This is a genomic window from Bacillus sp. MN7755 (genome assembly GCF_054771475.1).
The window spans coordinates 55,943-74,584 of sequence record NZ_BTRL01000006.1 but is presented as its reverse complement, the minus strand read 5'-3'; the positions used below and the strand labels follow the sequence as shown (position 1 = coordinate 74,584).

Annotated in this window: 13 protein-coding genes; 3 read left to right on the top strand and 10 right to left on the bottom strand. The window is 35.2% G+C overall.

What is annotated here, in order from left to right; translation table 11 throughout:
- Positions 1 to 66: 66 nt before the first annotated feature.
- Positions 67 to 615: a TVP38/TMEM64 family protein gene (locus ACYVEC_RS04605; RefSeq protein WP_063225167.1), complete on the top strand. Its 549-nt coding sequence runs from the start codon at positions 67 to 69 to the stop codon at positions 613 to 615.
- 62 nt (positions 616 to 677) lie between these two features.
- Here ACYVEC_RS04605 and ACYVEC_RS04600 read toward each other — a convergent pair whose 3' ends face one another.
- From ACYVEC_RS04600 to ACYVEC_RS04590, 3 genes are all read right to left on the bottom strand, one after another.
- Positions 678 to 2,378 (bottom strand): M4 family metallopeptidase, encoded by a 1,701-nt coding sequence (locus ACYVEC_RS04600; RefSeq protein ID WP_063225168.1) that lies wholly within the window; start codon positions 2,376 to 2,378, stop codon positions 678 to 680.
- Between the two features lie 176 nt (positions 2,379 to 2,554).
- Complete coding sequence (locus tag ACYVEC_RS04595; protein WP_063225169.1) at positions 2,555 to 2,809, bottom strand: Phr family secreted Rap phosphatase inhibitor; 255 nt, start codon at positions 2,807 to 2,809, stop codon at positions 2,555 to 2,557.
- Positions 2,806 to 4,080, bottom strand: a complete 1,275-nt coding sequence (locus tag ACYVEC_RS04590) for a tetratricopeptide repeat protein (protein ID WP_063225170.1) — start codon at positions 4,078 to 4,080, stop codon at positions 2,806 to 2,808. The genes ACYVEC_RS04595 and ACYVEC_RS04590 overlap by 4 nt, the downstream gene beginning before the upstream one ends.
- A 199-nt stretch (positions 4,081 to 4,279) precedes the next feature.
- Between ACYVEC_RS04590 and ACYVEC_RS04585 the strand changes: the two genes are divergently transcribed.
- Positions 4,280 to 5,743, top strand: coding sequence for a nicotinate phosphoribosyltransferase (locus tag ACYVEC_RS04585; RefSeq protein ID WP_063225171.1), 1,464 nt, complete (start codon positions 4,280 to 4,282; stop codon positions 5,741 to 5,743).
- 202 nt (positions 5,744 to 5,945) lie between these two features.
- On the opposite strand, the gene ACYVEC_RS04580 is transcribed toward ACYVEC_RS04585, so the two are convergent.
- The 7 genes from ACYVEC_RS04580 to fdhF all read right to left on the bottom strand — a co-directional run bounded on the left by ACYVEC_RS04580 (position 5,946) and on the right by fdhF (position 17,472).
- Positions 5,946 to 8,312: a heavy metal translocating P-type ATPase gene (locus ACYVEC_RS04580; RefSeq protein ID WP_460505749.1), complete on the bottom strand. Its 2,367-nt coding sequence runs from the start codon at positions 8,310 to 8,312 to the stop codon at positions 5,946 to 5,948.
- A 24-nt stretch (positions 8,313 to 8,336) separates the two neighbouring features.
- Positions 8,337 to 8,714: an ArsR/SmtB family transcription factor gene (locus tag ACYVEC_RS04575; RefSeq protein WP_063225173.1), complete on the bottom strand. Its 378-nt coding sequence runs from the start codon at positions 8,712 to 8,714 to the stop codon at positions 8,337 to 8,339.
- Between the two features lie 266 nt (positions 8,715 to 8,980).
- A complete protein-coding gene (locus tag ACYVEC_RS04570; protein ID WP_063225174.1) occupies positions 8,981 to 10,396 on the bottom strand; it encodes an amino acid permease in 1,416 nt (471 codons plus the stop codon).
- A gap of 103 nt (positions 10,397 to 10,499) precedes the next feature.
- A complete protein-coding gene (gene ald, locus ACYVEC_RS04565) occupies positions 10,500 to 11,633 on the bottom strand; it encodes an alanine dehydrogenase (RefSeq protein ID WP_460505746.1) in 1,134 nt (377 codons plus the stop codon).
- Positions 11,634 to 12,003: 370 nt separating this feature from the next.
- The gene (locus ACYVEC_RS04560) at positions 12,004 to 13,875 is read right to left on the bottom strand and encodes a glycerophosphoryl diester phosphodiesterase membrane domain-containing protein (RefSeq protein ID WP_063225176.1); all 1,872 of its coding nucleotides are present in this window, start codon (positions 13,873 to 13,875) and stop codon (positions 12,004 to 12,006) included.
- Between the two features lie 165 nt (positions 13,876 to 14,040).
- Entirely contained in the window at positions 14,041 to 14,523 is a 483-nt protein-coding gene (locus tag ACYVEC_RS04555; protein ID WP_063225177.1) for a helical membrane plugin domain-containing protein, read from the bottom strand.
- Positions 14,524 to 14,535: 12 nt separating this feature from the next.
- Positions 14,536 to 17,472: a formate dehydrogenase subunit alpha gene (fdhF, locus tag ACYVEC_RS04550; protein WP_063225178.1), complete on the bottom strand. Its 2,937-nt coding sequence runs from the start codon at positions 17,470 to 17,472 to the stop codon at positions 14,536 to 14,538.
- Positions 17,473 to 17,773: 301 nt separating this feature from the next.
- Here fdhF and fdhD point away from each other — a divergent pair, with 301 nt between their 5' ends.
- On the top strand, positions 17,774 to 18,580 hold the full coding sequence (fdhD, locus tag ACYVEC_RS04545; protein WP_063225179.1) for a formate dehydrogenase accessory sulfurtransferase FdhD: 807 nt from the start codon (positions 17,774 to 17,776) through the stop codon (positions 18,578 to 18,580).
- Positions 18,581 to 18,642: the final 62 nt, after the last annotated feature.

Sequence of the window (18,642 nt, the reverse complement as noted above, 5' to 3'; positions counted from 1 at the left end):
AAATTTCCACTTGCCTACACAACAGAAATATGGTGTAATGCAAAAAAAGATAAAGGATTTTAAACAATGGCTGAAACAATTCAAAACTTCTTAACAGACTATTATTCAATTGCAATTCCACTTAGTATCTTAATTAACATCATCATCAGTCTTTTAGGTTTTATCCCTAGTATTTTTTTGACGGCTATTAACATACAACTCTTCGGTGTAACAAACGGAACCATTATTTCGATCGCAGGTGAGGCATTAGGAGCTATTATCTCGTTTTATATTTATCGTATAGGCCTTCAGAAATTCACTCACAGTAAAGTAAATAAGTATCCAAGGGTAGAGCGCCTCCTTTATGTAAAAGGTAGAGAGGCCTTTCTACTTGTCCTATCGTTCCGATTGATACCTTTCATCCCATCCAGCATCGTTACTTTATTTGCAGCTCTAGGTAAAATGTCATTACTATCCTTCAGTATTGCCAGTACAATAGGTAAAATACCGGCTTTATTGATTGAAGTATATTCGGCATATCATGTTATCAATGGAACAAATGAAGCGAAGTGGATTGTAACCATTGCAGGCGCTATTGGGTTGTTTTATTTGTGGAAAAAATGGAGAAAAAAATAAAGAAGGAGCCTATGCTCCTTCTTTATTTTTGAGTTATTTTATTATAACTATCCCTTAAAGCCTTAGTTTACGCCAACAGCACTATATGATTGCTTAACTGCTGCTACTTCTGCAGAGCTAGCACCATATAAGTCAGCTGCAGCTTGTACTAATCCAGCACGAGCTTGACTAAAGGTAGTAGATTGCGTGAAATATTGCGTATTTGCACGGTAATAAATCGCTCCTACTTTATCTTTACCAATACCGTTTACAGTAACACCGTAATGCGTACCACCATTCGCTAATAAATAAGCTGCTTTGTTAATAATACCGCTATTTGTATGAACGCCACCGTTATCACCAGTGCCAGTGTAACGCTTAGAATAATGATCTGGATCACCATATTTCGTTGGATCACTCATAGAGCGAAGTGCATCTCCTGCTTTACCAGGCGTGTAAATATCTTCACCAATTTCCCAATCCGGATTACGGTTATCATAATACTCTACTAATGTACCAAAAACATCTGAAATAGCTTCATTTAATGCTCCTGATTCATTTTGATAAATTAAATCTGAGCTATACTCTGTAACAGCATGCGTTAATTCATGGCCAATTACATCAATTCCACCAGACAATGAAGTGAATGTTACACCATCACCATCTCCGTATACCATTTGAGAGCCATTCCAGAACGCATTATTATATCTACTTCCATAATGAACTGTTGATTTTAATGGTGCTCCTGCATCATTAATAGAGTTTCTATTAAATGTAGCTTTATAGTAATCATATGTTTTACCCGCATAGTAATGAGCGTCTACTGCCGCCGCATCATACGCTGCATTGAAAACATTATCCGCATCTACCCATAATGTTCCCGGTAATGTAGTACGGTTTTTCGCATCATATGTGAAAATCGTTGCTCCGCGCGTATTATCTTGTAAATAGTAAGATGATGCAGATAACGTTGTATTAAGTGACTTCGTATCTCCTAATACACCTTTACCAGTACCCACTGCATTTGTTCCTGTTACAGGCTTTACAGCCGGTTTCGCTTCTTGTTTAGGTGCCTCTTGCTTAACTGGTGACTTATCTTCATTTGCTACATGATCCAATTTATTATATTTATTTAATACTTTACCGCTGTCTGCTTCAATGAAATAGTAGTAGTTTCCTGGGCTTGGCTCTAAGAAGTTTAGATTCACAACGTATGCATATGTTGTTTCCTCACCGTTTTGATATACATATAAGTCCGCTTTTGGTTCTACCTCATATTTAGGTGTTACACCTAAATCTTTTTGCGCAATTTCAATTGCTTTTGCGCCTTCAATCTTATTTTTATTTTTCAACTTTTCTTTTTTGTCTAAATCAGGTGCAACTGTTCCAGACAATACTTTTAAAGAACCATCTTTACTTACGTGAGCTACTTGAGTAGAACCCCATACAGGTACTCCTTCATATACTTGTTGCATACGTACTACTGTTGAATCAGTTACACCATCTTTTTTCACTTGTTTCACTTTGAAAGAATCTTGCGCACTCTTTTCCCCTAACTTGTAATCACCTTTTGCTGCGTTTAAGTAATCAAACACAACAGATTCTGCTTTCTTACCAGTTGCCCCAGTTAAATCACCAGAAATAAACTCAGGTGACTGTACCGTCTCATTGTACTTCTTCGTAGAGAGTACATTTTTAGAATCCGCAAATGCAGACCCTGCCCCTCCAAACGTTGTAACTGCCATTCCTGTCGCTAACACTAACGCTAAACTTTTCTTTTTCATGAATCTTCCCCCTAATAAATTATTTTTTTGAAAAAGAGTAGTTTCATATTAGCATTATGTTTTCACTATTAATATACTAAAAATTCAATTAATTTATTTCTCAAGTTTTGTAGAATTTTGGGGAACAAATATTGAAAAACCCCTTTCCGATTGGAAAGGGGTTTTTCAATATTTTCTTAACCATAAATATCTGGATTAGAATAATTTATGAAACTTTTTTCTGAAAAATTAAAGCCATAAATATCCGGATTAGAATATTGTATATTTTCTTCTTTTAAAGACTTAAATCCATAAATATCTGGATTAGAGTAATTTACTGATCCTTCTTTCAAGGATTTTACTCCATATATATCTGGATTAGAATAATTAACTCCTAAAGAAAGAATTGCTACTATTCCCAACCCTACTACACCATATATACGCTTTTTCAATTCAATTCCTCCCTTTCTTCCAAAACTTTAATTGCTTCTTTATAATATTTATTGCTTTCCTCGTACTTAAATTCATTCTCTAAATACATAGCCAATTCTAAATAAGCATTTTTTAATTCCTTCATACTACCTACACTCTTAAAGAACGGAATAGCCTCGTTCTCTAAAAATCTCTTAAATTCTTGAGATTCCCCAAAATATTTGTACTTAAATATACAGAATGAATAAATCATTTTATTATACTTTTCATCACTCCGCGAGCAATCAATTCCTTTTTCTATCCATTCCTGCGCTTCTTCATAACATTTAAGATGAATGCATTGCTTAGCTAGCCCATAAATTGTTTCAATATAATTCATATTGACAGTCTTCTGCAATTGGAAACTTTGAAGAAAATAGTTTTTAGATTTATCATGCTCATTCTTATAATGGTATAATTCTCCCATATTATTTAAAGTCATAGCTTTAATCATGTCTTTTTCCGCAAAAGAATCCACTTCTCTTAATATACTTTCATAAATCTTTAGTGCTTCTTCATACTGTGCTTTTTCCACATAACTTAAAGCAATAATTGTTTGACAATTTATTACATAACGGAATTTGTATTCATTACGGAACCCTTCCATAGCAATATGAGCAAAGTGCATGGCTAAATGTGGTATATTTAGGTGGCTATACGCAAGGCTCAAATTATAATATATACCAGTTTCATAATATCCTTGCTCTTTAGCCATTTCTTCCGTTTCAATTAAATACTTCAAACTTTCCTTATGCCTATATTGCAGGCTAAGTAGCAATGCCTTACTGTACGTATACAACATCTTCTGAAAAGGTGAGTATTTCTTGTAAACTTTTTTCAATCTTTCTAACTCTTCTTCAACAGCAGGAAAATCCCTTTTCATAATTAAATAACGCGTATAAAGCAGTTTATAATAATTTATAATTTCAAAATCCAAAACATGCTTCATTTCACCTTGTAATTCTTCATATATGCGTTCTACTTGTGGCTTGTCCAAATGAACTAATGCATTTAGCCATTCATCCAGCTTCCCCTTCACATCTTCCTCTACATCCCTCAAATCCGTCACGGCAATTTCTAATCTTGCGCAGAGCAATTGTAGAATTTCTTCTGATGCTTCGATCTTTCCATTTTCGATTTTACTTAAGTATGAGACAGAACAAATGCCCTGACATAATTCTTCTTGTGTCATTTTTTGCTGTAGCCGTTTGTAAAAGACTTGTTTGCCTATTTTTTCTAATGTTTGTTGCATTGTCCTCCTCCATTCTCATTACCCCCATTACTCTAATAATACATAAAATCTTGAGAAATATAAATTGATAAATGTTAATTTTCTAAAAAATATGCATTATTTCATTTTTTTCCCTCTTGACTCTACTTCCATATCCATTCTTTGCTACGAGCGGTGAAAAATTGGTATACTATAACCAAATTATGGAGGTGTTTTCGCGATGACTTATTATAAAGACGATAGCTATGCCTTACATACAGATTTATATCAAATTAATATGGCTTATACATATTGGAAAGATGGTATTCACAATCGCCGCTCGGTGTTTGATTTATACTTTCGAAAACTTCCATTTGAGAACGGTTATGCTGTTTTTGCTGGTCTTGAAAAGATTGTAGAGTACATAGAAAACTTCAGCTTTACCGAAAGCGATATCGCTTATTTAGCAGAATTACAATTTGAAGAAGAATTCCTTCATTATTTACAAAATATGAAATTTACTGGGACGGTTCGAGGTATGCAAGAAGGTGAAGTTGTATTTAATAACGAGCCTTTATTACGTGTTGATGCACCGCTCGGCGAAGCACAAATTATTGAAACTGCCCTGTTAAATATTGTGAATTACCAAACATTAATTGCAACAAAAGCAGCTCGTATGAAGCACGCTGCAAATAATGATGAACTTTTAGAGTTTGGCACAAGACGTGCCCATGAGTTTGATGCAGCCCTTTGGGGCACACGCGCTGCCTTTATTGGTGGTTTCTCCTCTACAAGCAACGTACGGGCTGGGAAACGCTTTGGAATACCTGTAGCCGGCACACATGCTCACTCTTTCGTTCAAGCGTATCGCGATGAATATGTTGCTTTCAAAAAATATGCTGAGACACATAAAAAGTGTGTGTTTCTTGTCGATACATACGACACTTTGAAATCTGGTGTTCCAAATGCAATTCGCGTTGCGAAAGAGTTTGGAGATCGTATCGATTTTTACGGCATTCGCCTTGATAGTGGGGATATGGCTTATTTATCTAAAAAAGCAAGAAAATTACTAGATGAAGCTGGGTTTACAAATACAAAAATTATTGCTTCTAGCGATTTAGATGAATACACAATTATGCACTTGAAATCTCAAGGAGCAAAAATTGATGTATGGGGCGTTGGAACAAAATTAATTACGTCTTTTGAGCAACCAGCGTTAGGGGCTGTTTATAAACTAGTTGCGATTGAAGATACTGATGGAAAATTAAATGATACAATTAAAATTTCATCTAACCCTGAAAAAATTACCACTCCAGGACTTAAGCGTATTTATCGCATTATCAATCGAGTGAACGATCATGCAGAAGGCGATTATATTGCATTAGATTCTGAAGAGCCAGGAAAAGAAGAACGTTTAAAAATGTTTCATCCTGTTCACACGTATATAAGTAAATTTGTAACAAACTTTGAAGCACGCGAACTGCATAAAGATATTTTCGTTAACGGTGAAAGAACATATGAATTACCTGGCATATTAGATATTCAAAAATATAATGAACAGAGTCTCGCACTATTTTGGGAAGAATATATGCGAACTTTAAATCCCGAAGAGTACCCTGTCGATCTAAGTCAAGAATGTTGGGATCATAAAATGAATTACATTCAAACTGTTCGAGAACAAGTTGAAAAAAATATACAAAAATAAAACAGAGAAGCTTCTCCTTCTCTGTTTTTTCAATACTATATGTATCTTTGTGGAAAATATATTAAAATAATAAGACAAATATTTTTTATTTGTAAATTTTAATATTACGTTATTTATTTATAAAGTAATATTTGTTATTATTTTATTGAGTCAATTTCAACAAAATAACCTAAAAAAGAGGACGCAACCTGCGTCCTCTTTTTTATAAATCTTTCACTTGTAATACACGCATTGCATTTAATACTGCCAGTAGTGTCACACCAACATCTGAGAAGACAGCTTCCCACATTGTTGCAATACCAAAAGCACCAAGTAATAAAACTAATCCTTTTACGCCTAATGCAAAGATGATATTTTGCCATACAATGCGTCGTGTACGTTTTGCAATGTTTACAGCTGTCGCAATTTTTGAAGGCTCATCAGTCATAATAACGATATCTGCCGCTTCAATTGCTGCATCTGATCCTAAACCACCCATTGCAATACCAACATCAGCTCTTGCTAATACCGGTGTATCATTAATACCATCACCAACGAAAGCAACTTTTTCTTTCCCATGCTTCGCTGCATCAATTTTTTCAATCTCTTCTACTTTTTGTTGCGGTAATAGTTCTGCATGAACTTCATCTAAACCTAATTCTTTACCAACAGCTTCACCAACTAGTTTTGCATCACCAGTTAACATGACTGTCTTCTTAATACCTAGTTCTTTTAACTTTTGAATTGCTTGTTTTGAATCTTCTTTTACCTCATCAGAGATAACAATATAACCTGCATATTTTCCATCTACAGCAACGTGAACTAATGTACCTACTGTTTCTGGTTGCTTAAATGTAATGTTTTCTTTTCTCATTAATTTCGCATTACCTGCAAAAATTTCTTTTCCTTGTACTTTTACGACTGTACCGTGACCAGAAATTTCGCTATAATCATCGATTATTTTTTCATCAATTGATTTTCCATATGCATTTCGAATCGACTGTGCAATCGGATGATTAGAATACACTTCAGCAAATGCTGCATACTCTAATAATTCTTCATTTGTAATACCTTCGCTTGGTTCCATTTTTGTAACTTTGAAGACACCTTTTGTTAATGTTCCTGTTTTATCAAAAACAATATATTTCACATCATTTAAAGCTTCTAAATAGTTACTTCCTTTTACTAACACACCACTTTTAGATGCACCACCGATACCTCCAAAGAACCCAAGAGGAATAGATACAACTAACGCACATGGACAAGAGATTACTAAGAACACTAAAGCTCTATAAATCCAATCAGCAAATGTAGCTCCTTCTAAAATAAGTGGTGGAATAAACGCCATAATCGCTGCTGTAATAACTACAACTGGAGTGTAATAACGTGCGAACTTCGTAATAAAGTTTTCTGTTGGCGCTTTTTTACTGCTTGCATTTTGAACTAAATCTAAAATTTTCGATACAGTTGATTCACCAAATTCTTTTGTAACTTCAATTGTTAATACACCATTTTGGTTCACAAAACCACTTAGTACATCATTTCCAACTTCAACTTCACGTGGTACAGATTCACCAGTCAACGCTGAAGTATCTACCATTGATGTCCCTTCAACTACTTTTCCGTCTAACGATACTTTCTCACCAGGTTTCACGATGATATAATCGCCGATTTGTACATCTTCTGGTGATACTTGTTTCGTTTCATTTCCAACCTTTACATTCGCGTAATCAGGACGAATATCCATTAATGAAGTAATTGACTTTCGAGAACGGTTCACCGCAATACTTTGGAATAGTTCTCCTACTTGATAGAATAACATTACTGCAACTGCTTCTGGGTATTGCTGAATCGCAAAAGCTCCTAGTGTTGCAATTGCCATTAAGAAGTTCTCATCGAACACTTGGCCACGAGTTATGTTTCTTACCGCTCTCCAAACGATATCTCCACCTATTAATAAATACGCAAGGACGAATAACGGAATTGTTATCATTTGTGGTAAGCCAGCTAATGCAGCAATTGCTGTCAAAATTCCGCCGACCACTAATCGTCCTACCATCTTTTTCACATTTGCTTCACCATGGTCGTGACTATGCCCGTGGTCATGGCCACCCTTTTCTTCACGAACAACTTTCACATCTGGTTCTAACTTTTGAACGACATTTGTTATATTGGCTACAGTCGCTTCTAATTCTCTTTTATTCGCTACTTCAACTCGTAATTTCTTTGATACGAAATCAACAGTTGCTGCTGAAACAGTCGGCATTTCCTTAACCTTATTTTCAATCTTCATCGCACAGTTCGCGCAATCTAAACCTTCTAATATAAATACTTCTTTTGCCACTTTTGTATTTTTTTCTTCTTGCACTTTAATGTGTGGCTCTAATTTTGTAACGAGTTGTTTTGCTTCTGTAACAACTTCGTTTTCTTTATTTTGTGCTGTCTCTAAAACCATTGTTTTTGTCGCGAAATTTACAGAGCAAGAATTTACTCCTTCTATATTCCCAACACCTTTTTCAATTTTCATTGCACAGTTCGCACAATCTAAACCTTCTAACATCAGTTTCTTTTTCACTAATGCTTCAGCCATCGTTCTCCCTCCTCGCGTTCTTTTTTATTCTTCCTCGTTTACATGTTCAAACGCTTGCTCGAAGATATGAATTACGTGCTGGTCAGCTAACGAATAATAAACGACCTTTCCTTCTTTACGATTCTTTACAAGTTTCGCTTGCTTTAACACACGAAGCTGATGTGAAATAGATGATTGTGTCATTCCTAATAAATAAGCTAAATCACAAACACACATTTCAGCTTCAAATAATGCATGTAATATTCTCGTACGTGTACGATCGCCTAATACTTTAAATAATTCTGCTACTTTACTTAAACTGTCATCAGTTGGAATTGTTTGTTTTACTTGATCCACAACTTCTTCATGGATTATCGTTTGAGAACATGTCTCTTGTGGTGTTTCTACTTTATTTCCAGCCATTATAGCTCACCTCTTTATTTGAACATATGAACAATCATTCATATATCTTATACCTTTATTATATGAGCGTCCATTCATATGTGTCAATGAAATCTAATACATTTTTTTGAACATTTCGTTCACATTTTAAAAAGATCTACACATATTTTCCGCATCAATTACATTCTCATACAAAAAAGGATGTACACTTTGCACAAAAGAAAAAGCCTTGCGCGTTCCCTAGACGCACAAGGCTTACTATACTTATATCCCTTTTAATTAAGCTTTTAATTAGCTTGTTCTAAATTATCCTGCGAACTTCCATCGTCTTTTAAATGACTATGCTTTTTCGAATATACAAAGTATACAACTACTCCAATTGCTAACCAAACACCGAAGTATATCCATGTTTTTAATGGTAAATTTACCATTAAGAATACACAACATGCAACTGAAATAATCGGTAAGATCGGTACAAGTGGTACCATAAATCCACGTTGTAATTTCGGATGCGTTTTACGAAGAATGATAACAGTTACACCAACCATGGCGAATGTTAATAACGCTCCAATATTCGCTAAATTCGACAATTCTTTTAAATCGATAAATCCAGCAATTAAAGCACTACCAATTCCTGTTAACCAAACTGAAAATGTTGGTGCTTCAGTCTTCTTGTTAATTTTCGCGAAAGATTTTGGCAATAAACCGTCACGGCTCATCGCGAAGAATACACGAGTTGTTGCATAAATGTAAGCGAAAATTACAGCCATAATACCGATTACAGCTCCAATAGCAATTACACCAGCCACTTTATCTTGTCCTACAACTTCTAACACATATGCCATAGCTTCAGGTACATCTAATTCCTTATAAGAAACCATACCTGTCATAACGAGACAAACTACAACATAAATGATTGTACAAATAACTAGCGAAGCAATAATACCAATTGGTAGATCACGTTGTGGATTTTTTACTTCTTCAGCAGAAGTTGCTAATGCATCAAATCCTAAGAAAGCAAAGAATACTGCTGCTCCCCCTGCGAACACTCCACTTAAACCGTAAGGTGCAAATGGTATCCAGTTTTCTGGTTTCACGTAGAATACACCAACTGCAATGAATAAAACAACAATACCAATTTTAATTAATACCATTATGTTATTCACACGTTTACTTTCTTTCGTACCTCGTGATAATAACCAAGTTATCACCAACGTAACAATAACTGCTGGTAGGTTTACCATACCACCTTGTGCTGGAATCGTTAGCAATGCTTTTGGAATTTCAAGTCCCAATCCACTCACTAAGTTATGGAAATAACCCGTCCATCCACCAGCTACTGCGGCAGTCGTTACAACATATACGGATAACAATGTCCATCCCATTAAATGGGCAACAAACTCACCAATTGTTGCATACGAATATGTGTACACACTACCTGAAACAGGAAGTGTAGATGCAACTTCTGCGTAACATAAAGCTGCAAATCCACAAACAATTGCTGCAATCATAAATGAAAAAATAACTGCTGGACCAGCATCTCTTGCGGCTACTAATCCAGTTAATACTAGAACTCCTGTACCAATTATCGCACCAATCCCTAGCATTGTTAGGTCAAATGCCCCTAGCGTTTTCGTTAAAGTTTTACTTTTACTTTCCCCTAACAATTGCGTAACGGATTTCTTTTTAAATAGGTTGGCCACGATGAATGCCCCCTTTTACCAAGAAGAGCTAAGAGGTATTATCTCTTAGCTCTTATCATGTTGTTTTATATAGTGTTCGATTTTGTTTTGTATAATGCTTCTATTAGCAAGATACTGTTTCTGCTTCTAGTAATTCTTTAGCACCTTTGTACTCTACACCGTGAGCTTCTGCAACTGCTTCGAATGTTACATAGCCATCTAATGTGTTAATACCTTTTAGTAATGCAGTATTGCCTAGGCAAGCTTCTTTGTAGCCTTTGTTAGCAATTTGTACTGCATATGGTACTGTTACGTTTGTTAATGCAAGAGTTGATGTACGTGGAACCGCACCTGGCATGTTTGCAACTGCATAATGAACAACGCCGTGTTTTTCGTAAGTTGGGTTATCATGAGTTGTAATACGGTCAGTTGTTTCGAAAATACCACCTTGGTCAATTGCGATATCTACAACAACAGAACCTGGTTCCATTGATTGAATCATTTCTTCTGTTACAAGTTTTGGCGCTTTTGCACCTGGGATTAATACTGCACCGATTACAAGATCAGACTCTTTTACAGCTTCTGCAATATTGTAAGGATTAGACATTAAAGTTTTCACTTGATTTCCGAAAATGTCATCTAATTGACGAAGACGTTCTGCACTTAAGTCGATGATTGTTACATCCGCACCTAGTCCAACTGCAATTTTAGCAGCATTTGTACCAGCTTGTCCACCACCGATAATTGTTACTTTACCACGTTTAACCCCTGGAACACCTGCAAGTAAGATACCTTTACCGCCTTTGTTCTTCTCAAGGAATTGTGCACCAATTTGTGCAGCCATACGACCAGCTACTTCACTCATAGGTGCAAGTAATGGTAGAGAACGGTTTTCTAATTGTACTGTTTCATATGCAATAGAAACAACTTTCTTTTCAATTAATGCTTTTGTTAATTCTGGTTCTGGAGCTAAGTGTAAGTATGTGAATAAGATCAAACCTTCGCTGAAGTGTTTGTATTCGCTTTCAATTGGTTCCTTAACTTTCATAACCATTTCCATGTTCCAAACTTCTTCAGCTGTATCAACAATTTTCGCTCCTGCTTCAACATACTGAGCATCTGTGAAACCAGATCCTAAACCTGCACCCTTTTGAATGAATACTTCGTGATTGTTACGAATTAAATGTACAACACCTGCTGGTGTCATTGCTACACGGTTTTCGTTGTTTTTAATTTCTGCTGGTACCCCAATACGCATAATGAAATGCCCCCTTATAATTAACAGAAAAAAGAAAGTCTTTTTTCTTTTTGTAATAATTAATAACTTATGTCCTTATTCTAGCATAACTTAAAAGTTATGAAAACGCTAACATACTATTTTTTAAAAGTTTATATATTTAGAATAGTGTAAATATATAAAACATTGATTCTATTAAGTTTCTCATTTCATTTCATTATCTATCACTCTATTTTTATTATACTTCTTCAAAACAAACAGTAATCTTTTATTATTTGACAATAATGTAACAATGTAAGAAACCCTACTGATGCCGTATACATATACAGTCATTAATTTACACAATACTTTAGAGATATATTCTTTTCATAAAAAAAACAGCTGCGGGCATTTAGCCAGCAGCTGGGTAACTTATAAATAACTTGGAAAATAAATCATCTGTTGTTTCAGTAATTTTATCAAACAAATCACTTTCTTCCGCCTCTTGCTCTTTTAATATCTTAATTGTTTCACGTGCATCTTCAGGATAATCGGTAATGATACCATCTACGTTTAGTTTATAATATCCCTTTAAACTTTCCATATCATTTACCGTCCATACGTAAATTGGCTTGTTTAACTTTCTTGCTTCTTTTACTAATTTCTTATTTAACATGTATTCTTCTGCTACATAAAAGTCAGCTTTCACATTCTTTAAGTTAGCTCTACTCGCATACAGTATATATCCTACTTTTATATCTGGATTTGCCCGCTTAAACTCTTTAATAAGCGGATAGTGTAACGTTTGAATTACACATTGTTTCTCAAATTCATTATCTTTAATCGCTTTTAATACTTTGTTTACGAAATCTTTTTCGCCACCATGAAGCTTCACTTCAATATTGAGTTTGATTTTTCCCTTTGCCAGCTTAATGATCTCATCAAGTGTACTTATTTGTCCTGAAAACCCATCTTGACTAAGCGTAAGTTGTCTTAACTCGTCCATCGTTAAATCTGACACATGAACATTAGCATTAGCAAGGCGTTTCAACTTCAAATCATGTATAACTGCTAATTCACCGTCTTTTGTTTGCAGTACATCAATTTCAGCGTAGTCTGCTTTCGCATCAATAGCCCCTTGCAAAGCTTCTTTTGTATTCTCTACACCTTTTGAAATATAACCACGATGAGCCATAATAATTGGTTCTTTATATGTGTTTGTAATAAAGGTCACAATGAAGGCAACAACCATTCCCGCAGTAATAATTCCTACAATATATACGCCAATAAATTTCCAACGATGTTTTTGGAAGAAACATTTATCTGCTTTCGTTTTCGAATAATCCAATCCTTCCTCTAATAAAACGTCTTCAACTGGAACCTTTTGTAAATATAATCGCGTAATCGCCATAATATAAAATGGTGTCACGATAAAGCTAAATAAATACAATGTACTCGTTAAAAATACAGACATTGTTGATTCCGCTAATAATGCAAATGTCCCTGCTGGGTTTGTAAATTCATATACTCCCCACAGACAAAGTAAATAAATTCCTATAAATAAAAGAAAGACAATTCCTACAGATATGAAAAAACCTACTAAAAAGAATAATACTTTAAAAAAGCTTTCTTTTACTAAGTTTGCACTTTTTCGTGCTGCGGTGCGGAACGGCTTTTCCTCTAAAACAATAATAGGTAAAACAAAGATCCAACGAAGATTTAAATAGGCAACTACAGCAAAGAAAGCATAATATCCAACTTGACCCATTGTTGTCTTAAATAGTTCACCTGTAATAAAATTAGGAATTTGAATCTCAGGAATCAATGCAGATTTATACCCCGTACTTAATAGTGGTAATAACACAACTGCGTACAAAATAAATCCTGGTAAGCAATATGTAAAAAGGGAAGGTAAATACGTTACTGTTTTATACAAAATCGGACGTAATCTCACCTTTTGCCTTTTATGAGCAAAGTACGAAATAATAATAAGCACCGCAAATTCCGTAAAGATAAGAAACAGTGCTAACAATGATAAAATTACGATTGCCAATATGCCGTATGGCGTCTTTAAAAACGCTAATAATTCATCATTCGTCGCATTTGCATAACCACCAAAATACAATAACTTATTAAAAATGATCCCAAATAGCGGGACAAATACAATCGCTGCTAATAATTTATAAGCAAGTTGAAAGGTTAATACATTCCAAAAAGCAAATCTAACTGTTTGAAAGGAATGTCCAATTACTCCTGGTATAGATAGTCTTTTACGGTGTTGCATATATTCCTCCACATTCTAAAACGATATTTGAGATGGATTCCACATTTCCATTTCTAATCCATCTTTTTAATAATAATAATAATAATATATTCCGCTTAACATGAACACTCTTATACATACAATGAAAAAAGTGATGGTTACTCCCCATCACTTTTTTCATCTACTTTATTTTTTCTCTAACCCTTGTCCAAATGCTTTCAAGAAGCTAAAACCGAATGTAATGGCTCTATTGATATCTGGATCTTTTAACACTTTAAAGAAATCCATCACTTTTGTTTTTTTACCACTATTTAATTCATCTGTTGCAAATTGTAATCCAGTGACTAAACTCGATGTGATTTGTTTTGTTACTTCTGGGTCAACTGAGGATAGCGCTTCCCCTGCCCCCATCATATTATTGAGTGCATTTTTAACTGGTTCACGATTTAATTGCTCCACAGCGATTTTTGAAACATCTTCCTTCGCAGCAAGTAAACTAATCGCCGCATCTAATATACCAGCCTTTTGCAACTGTGCTAAAAGCTGCATTGTTTCTTCTACTGCTTCACGATTATTAGATAGCTCATTTAGAAGTTCATCTGCTACTTGCTGTTTCTGTTCTTCCTCTGTTATAACTTTCTTTTTAATTAAAGTAATTTCTTTCGCCACTATCTCCGCCCCCTAGTCCACAAGTGATACGTATTGTTTTCTTTGCCACTTTTGCTCGATTTCAACACCATTTTGCGGATTACGCTTTTTATCTCGCGGGTTCGAAGATGGTAACGGGCGGTTTCCTTTTTCACGTAATACACGCATTTTCACCATCGTTTGTTTATACGCCGGTGTACACGTATAAATGTCTGTTGCCGTCCCAGTTAAAATATTAATTGCTTCTTCATTTATCGTTGCATGCATCGGTAAATATAGCTCTTTCCCCGTTACACGATCAGTAATAAGCGCTTGTACTTTAATTTTCCCAAATGGTGATGCTAATTCCACAAGACCACCATCTTTCACATTGCGCTCTATAGCAAGTTCCGGTGAAATTTCAACGAATACTTCAGATACTTTAGATAAAATACCAGCCGACTTATTCGTCATATTCCCTTCATGGAAATGCTCGAGCATGCGTCCATTATTTAAAAGTAAATCATACTCATCTGGTGCTACAACCGGTGGTACCCATTCATCTAATGATAGACGAGCAAGTTTATCTGGGAAGTTAAATCCGTCTACATATAATAGCGGTGTATCGCTACCATCATGACTACCCCAACATAAACTATTCCATCCTTCTAGACGGTCGTACGTTGCTTGAGAATATAATGGTGCAAGTGATGCAATTTCATCCATAATTTCACTCGGACTTTCGTAATTCCAATCCCCACCAAGTGCACGAGCTACTTTTTGTAAAATCCACCAGTCTGGTTTTGACTCACCAAGCGGCTTTAATACTTCATACAACCTTTGGATACGGCGCTCTGTATTCGTAAATGTTCCTTCTTTTTCTAAACTTGGTGCTGCTGGTAAAATAACATCAGCAAAACGAGCTGTTTTCGATAAGAACATATCTTGAACGACAAGAAAATCTAAATTCGCTAAAATATGTTGCACATGGTTCGCATTTGAATCGACTAAAGCCATTTCTTCACCCATGACATACATACCACGTAGTTTTCCTTCTTCTGCCGCAAGTAACATTGCAATATTATTTAATCCTGGCGCTTTCGGAATAGTTGTACCATATGCTTTTTCAAACTTAGCACGAAGCGTATCATCTGATACTGCTTGATAACCTGGAAGCCAGTTTGGCAATGTTGCCATATCACAAGCACCTTGTACGTTATTATGTCCTCGTAATGGATATGCACCTGCACCAGGACGACGGTAGTTACCCGTAACGAGTAGTAAATTTGAAATTGCAGCGGACGTCGTACTTCCTCCTGTATTTTGAGTTACGCCCATTCCCCAAAGTACACAAGTACCATCTGCTTCATATACCATACGAGCCATTTCTTTTAGATTTTCTTTCGAAATCCCTGTAATTTTCTCTGTATAGTCCAGCGTATATTTCTCTACCATTTTGCTATATTCATCAAAATTCTTTACGTTTTCAGCTATGAACTTTTTATCATGCCAATCTTGATCAATAATATATTTCGTAATACCAGCAAGCCATACGTAATCCGTTCCTTGGCTCGGATGAATAAATAAATCCGCACGCTCTGCCATTTCATGTTTACGAAGGTCTGCTACAATTAGTTTTTGCTCGTGTAATTTATGAGCACGTTTTACACGCGTCGCAAGTACAGGATGTCCTTCTGTTGGATTCGCACCAACAATAATGACAAGTCCTGCTTCAGCTATATCTTTCACTGTTCCAGCATCCCCGCCCATACCGACAGTTTTAAATAAACCATCTGTCGCTGGCGACTGACAGTAACGAGAACAGTTGTCTACATTATTCGTTCCATATATTTGTCGAGCTAGTTTTTGCATAAGGTAATTTTCTTCATTCGTTACTTTTGAAGAAGAAATAAATCCAAATGCATCGCTGCCGTATTCTGATTTAATATGCTGCATATTAGATGCAACCACTTCAAGAGCTTCTTCCCAAGAAGCTTCAACAAACATATCTCCTTGGCGAATTAATGGCTTTGTAATACGATCTTCGCTGTTTACAAAATCCCATCCAAATTTACCTTTTACACATGTGGAAATACCATTAACAGGTGCATCTGAAACAGGTTGCACTTTCAAAATTTGACGATCTTTCGTCCATACTTCGAATGAACAACCGACACCACAAAATGTACAAACTGTTTTTGTTTTATTAACTTTCGTCTTACGCATCGCAGCCTCTACTTCTGAAACCGCTAAAATACTACTATATCCAGGCTCTACATCCTTTACAAAATCAATCATCGGATCTAACACATCTGGTTTTAATCCTGTCATGAATCCAGCTTCACCTAACATTGATTTTTCCATCAACGCATTACATGGACATACTGTTACACATTGCCCACAACTCACACAAGATGAGTCATTTATGCTTATACCATGATCCCATATAACACGTGGACGATCTAAGCTCCAGTCTATCGATATAGTTTCATTAACCTGTAAGTTTTGACATACTTCTACACACTGTCCACAAGCAATACATTGATTTGGATCATACCGATAAAACGGATGTGACATATCCACTTCACAAGCACTTACTTTTGGCTCATACGGATATTTCTGTTCTTCAATTCCCATCATATGCACTGTGTTATGGACTTTACAGTTACCATTATTGTTATCACAAACAGTACAATACAATAAATGATTCTCTAATATTCGATCCATTGCCTCAGTCTGTGCCTCTTTTGCACGCTGTGACTGTCTTTCAATATGCATACCATTCTCAAGCTTCGTTGAACAAGCACGCATTAACTTTCCATCTACTTCTACAATACACGTATCACAAGTTTGAATTGGATCTACTTCTGGTACATGACAAATTTGAGGATGTTCCAAATTACTCTCATTAAATAATTGTAGTATTGTCTTTTCACCTGATGCTGAAAATTCTTTACCATCTACGGTTACACGGACTGTCTGTTCTGCCATAGTTTCCCCTCTCCTTACAACCAACTGTACAACATATTTATGAATCCGTTTTCATAAATAGATTACTGTACATATTTTTGAAACGCTCTGTCCAAATACTTTTCTTATGAAGTCGATTCTAGATGTTTATAAGGTATCACTACGAAAGCTTGAAAATTTCACTATTCTACATTTCTATTATATCGTATATATACAATAATAACCAAAATAATCTGATACCTTCCTTCTAATAGATGTTTTTATTTTTTCAATGTTTTATGATAAATGTGGGAGAGAAATACGTATAAAAGGGGAATTTAATATGGGGCCTACGCAAGAGAATTATACAATTGTACGCTATCAGTCTGGTACATTTTCAAAACAACTTGATGAGATTGTTACAGAATCTCCTATCACTATTAAAATAAATGGCGAAGAGTATGTAACAGTCGTATGTACACCAAATTACATCGAAGATATGGTAATTGGTTTTTTAATTTCTGAAGGAATTATTTCTTCCTATAAAGATGTTGGAGAACTATGGATTCAAAAAGATAATGGAATTGTCCATGTAACATCATCAAAAGTAAATCCTCTCTATCAAAATTTATATAATAAACGATATATCACTTCCTGTTGTGGAAAAGGTAGACAAGGTTTTATTTTCGCTAACGATGCTGCAAAAGCAAAAGATTTACATGATATACATGTGAAAATTAGTCCTGAAGAATGCTTTCACTTAATGAATACTTTACAACAATCTTCCACTACATTTCGCCAAACTGGTGGGGTTCACAATACCGCGCTATGTGATCGAAACAATATCCTCATATCAAGAATGGATATTGGAAGACATAATGCATTAGATAAAATATATGGTCATTGTTTGCGCAACGATATATCCGTTAAAGGAAAAATCATCGCATTTAGTGGGCGTATTTCATCCGAAATTTTACTCAAAGTTTCAAAAATCGGATGTGAAATTGTTCTATCTAAATCCGCTCCAACAAAACTAGCATTGCAACTCGCTCAAGATTTAGGCATTACAGTCGTAGGATTTATTAGAAATAAATCTTGCAATATTTACACACATCCACATCGAATTGATGGTTATCAATCGAATAACTAAAATAACTCCTCGATCGAGGAGTTATTTTAGTTATAAAAATGTAATATATTAAACACTTGAAT

Excerpts from the sequence above, each read along its gene's own strand:
- fdhF (WP_063225178.1), bottom strand. The coding sequence starts at position 17,472 with ATGGCAGAACAGACAGTCCGTGTAACCGTAGATGGTAAAGAATTTTCA.
- ACYVEC_RS04605 (WP_063225167.1), top strand. The coding sequence starts at position 67 with ATGGCTGAAACAATTCAAAACTTCTTAACAGACTATTATTCAATTGCA.
- ACYVEC_RS04575 (WP_063225173.1), bottom strand. The coding sequence starts at position 8,714 with ATGGCTGGAAATAAAGTAGAAACACCACAAGAGACATGTTCTCAAACG.
- ACYVEC_RS04560 (WP_063225176.1), bottom strand. The coding sequence starts at position 13,875 with ATGCAACACCGTAAAAGACTATCTATACCAGGAGTAATTGGACATTCC.
- fdhD (WP_063225179.1), top strand. The coding sequence starts at position 17,774 with ATGGGGCCTACGCAAGAGAATTATACAATTGTACGCTATCAGTCTGGT.
- ACYVEC_RS04580 (WP_460505749.1), bottom strand. The coding sequence starts at position 8,312 with ATGGCTGAAGCATTAGTGAAAAAGAAACTGATGTTAGAAGGTTTAGAT.
- ACYVEC_RS04600 (WP_063225168.1), bottom strand. The coding sequence starts at position 2,378 with ATGAAAAAGAAAAGTTTAGCGTTAGTGTTAGCGACAGGAATGGCAGTT.
- ald (WP_460505746.1), bottom strand. The coding sequence starts at position 11,633 with ATGCGTATTGGGGTACCAGCAGAAATTAAAAACAACGAAAACCGTGTA.
- ACYVEC_RS04590 (WP_063225170.1), bottom strand. The coding sequence starts at position 4,080 with ATGCAACAAACATTAGAAAAAATAGGCAAACAAGTCTTTTACAAACGG.
- ACYVEC_RS04585 (WP_063225171.1), top strand. The coding sequence starts at position 4,280 with ATGACTTATTATAAAGACGATAGCTATGCCTTACATACAGATTTATAT.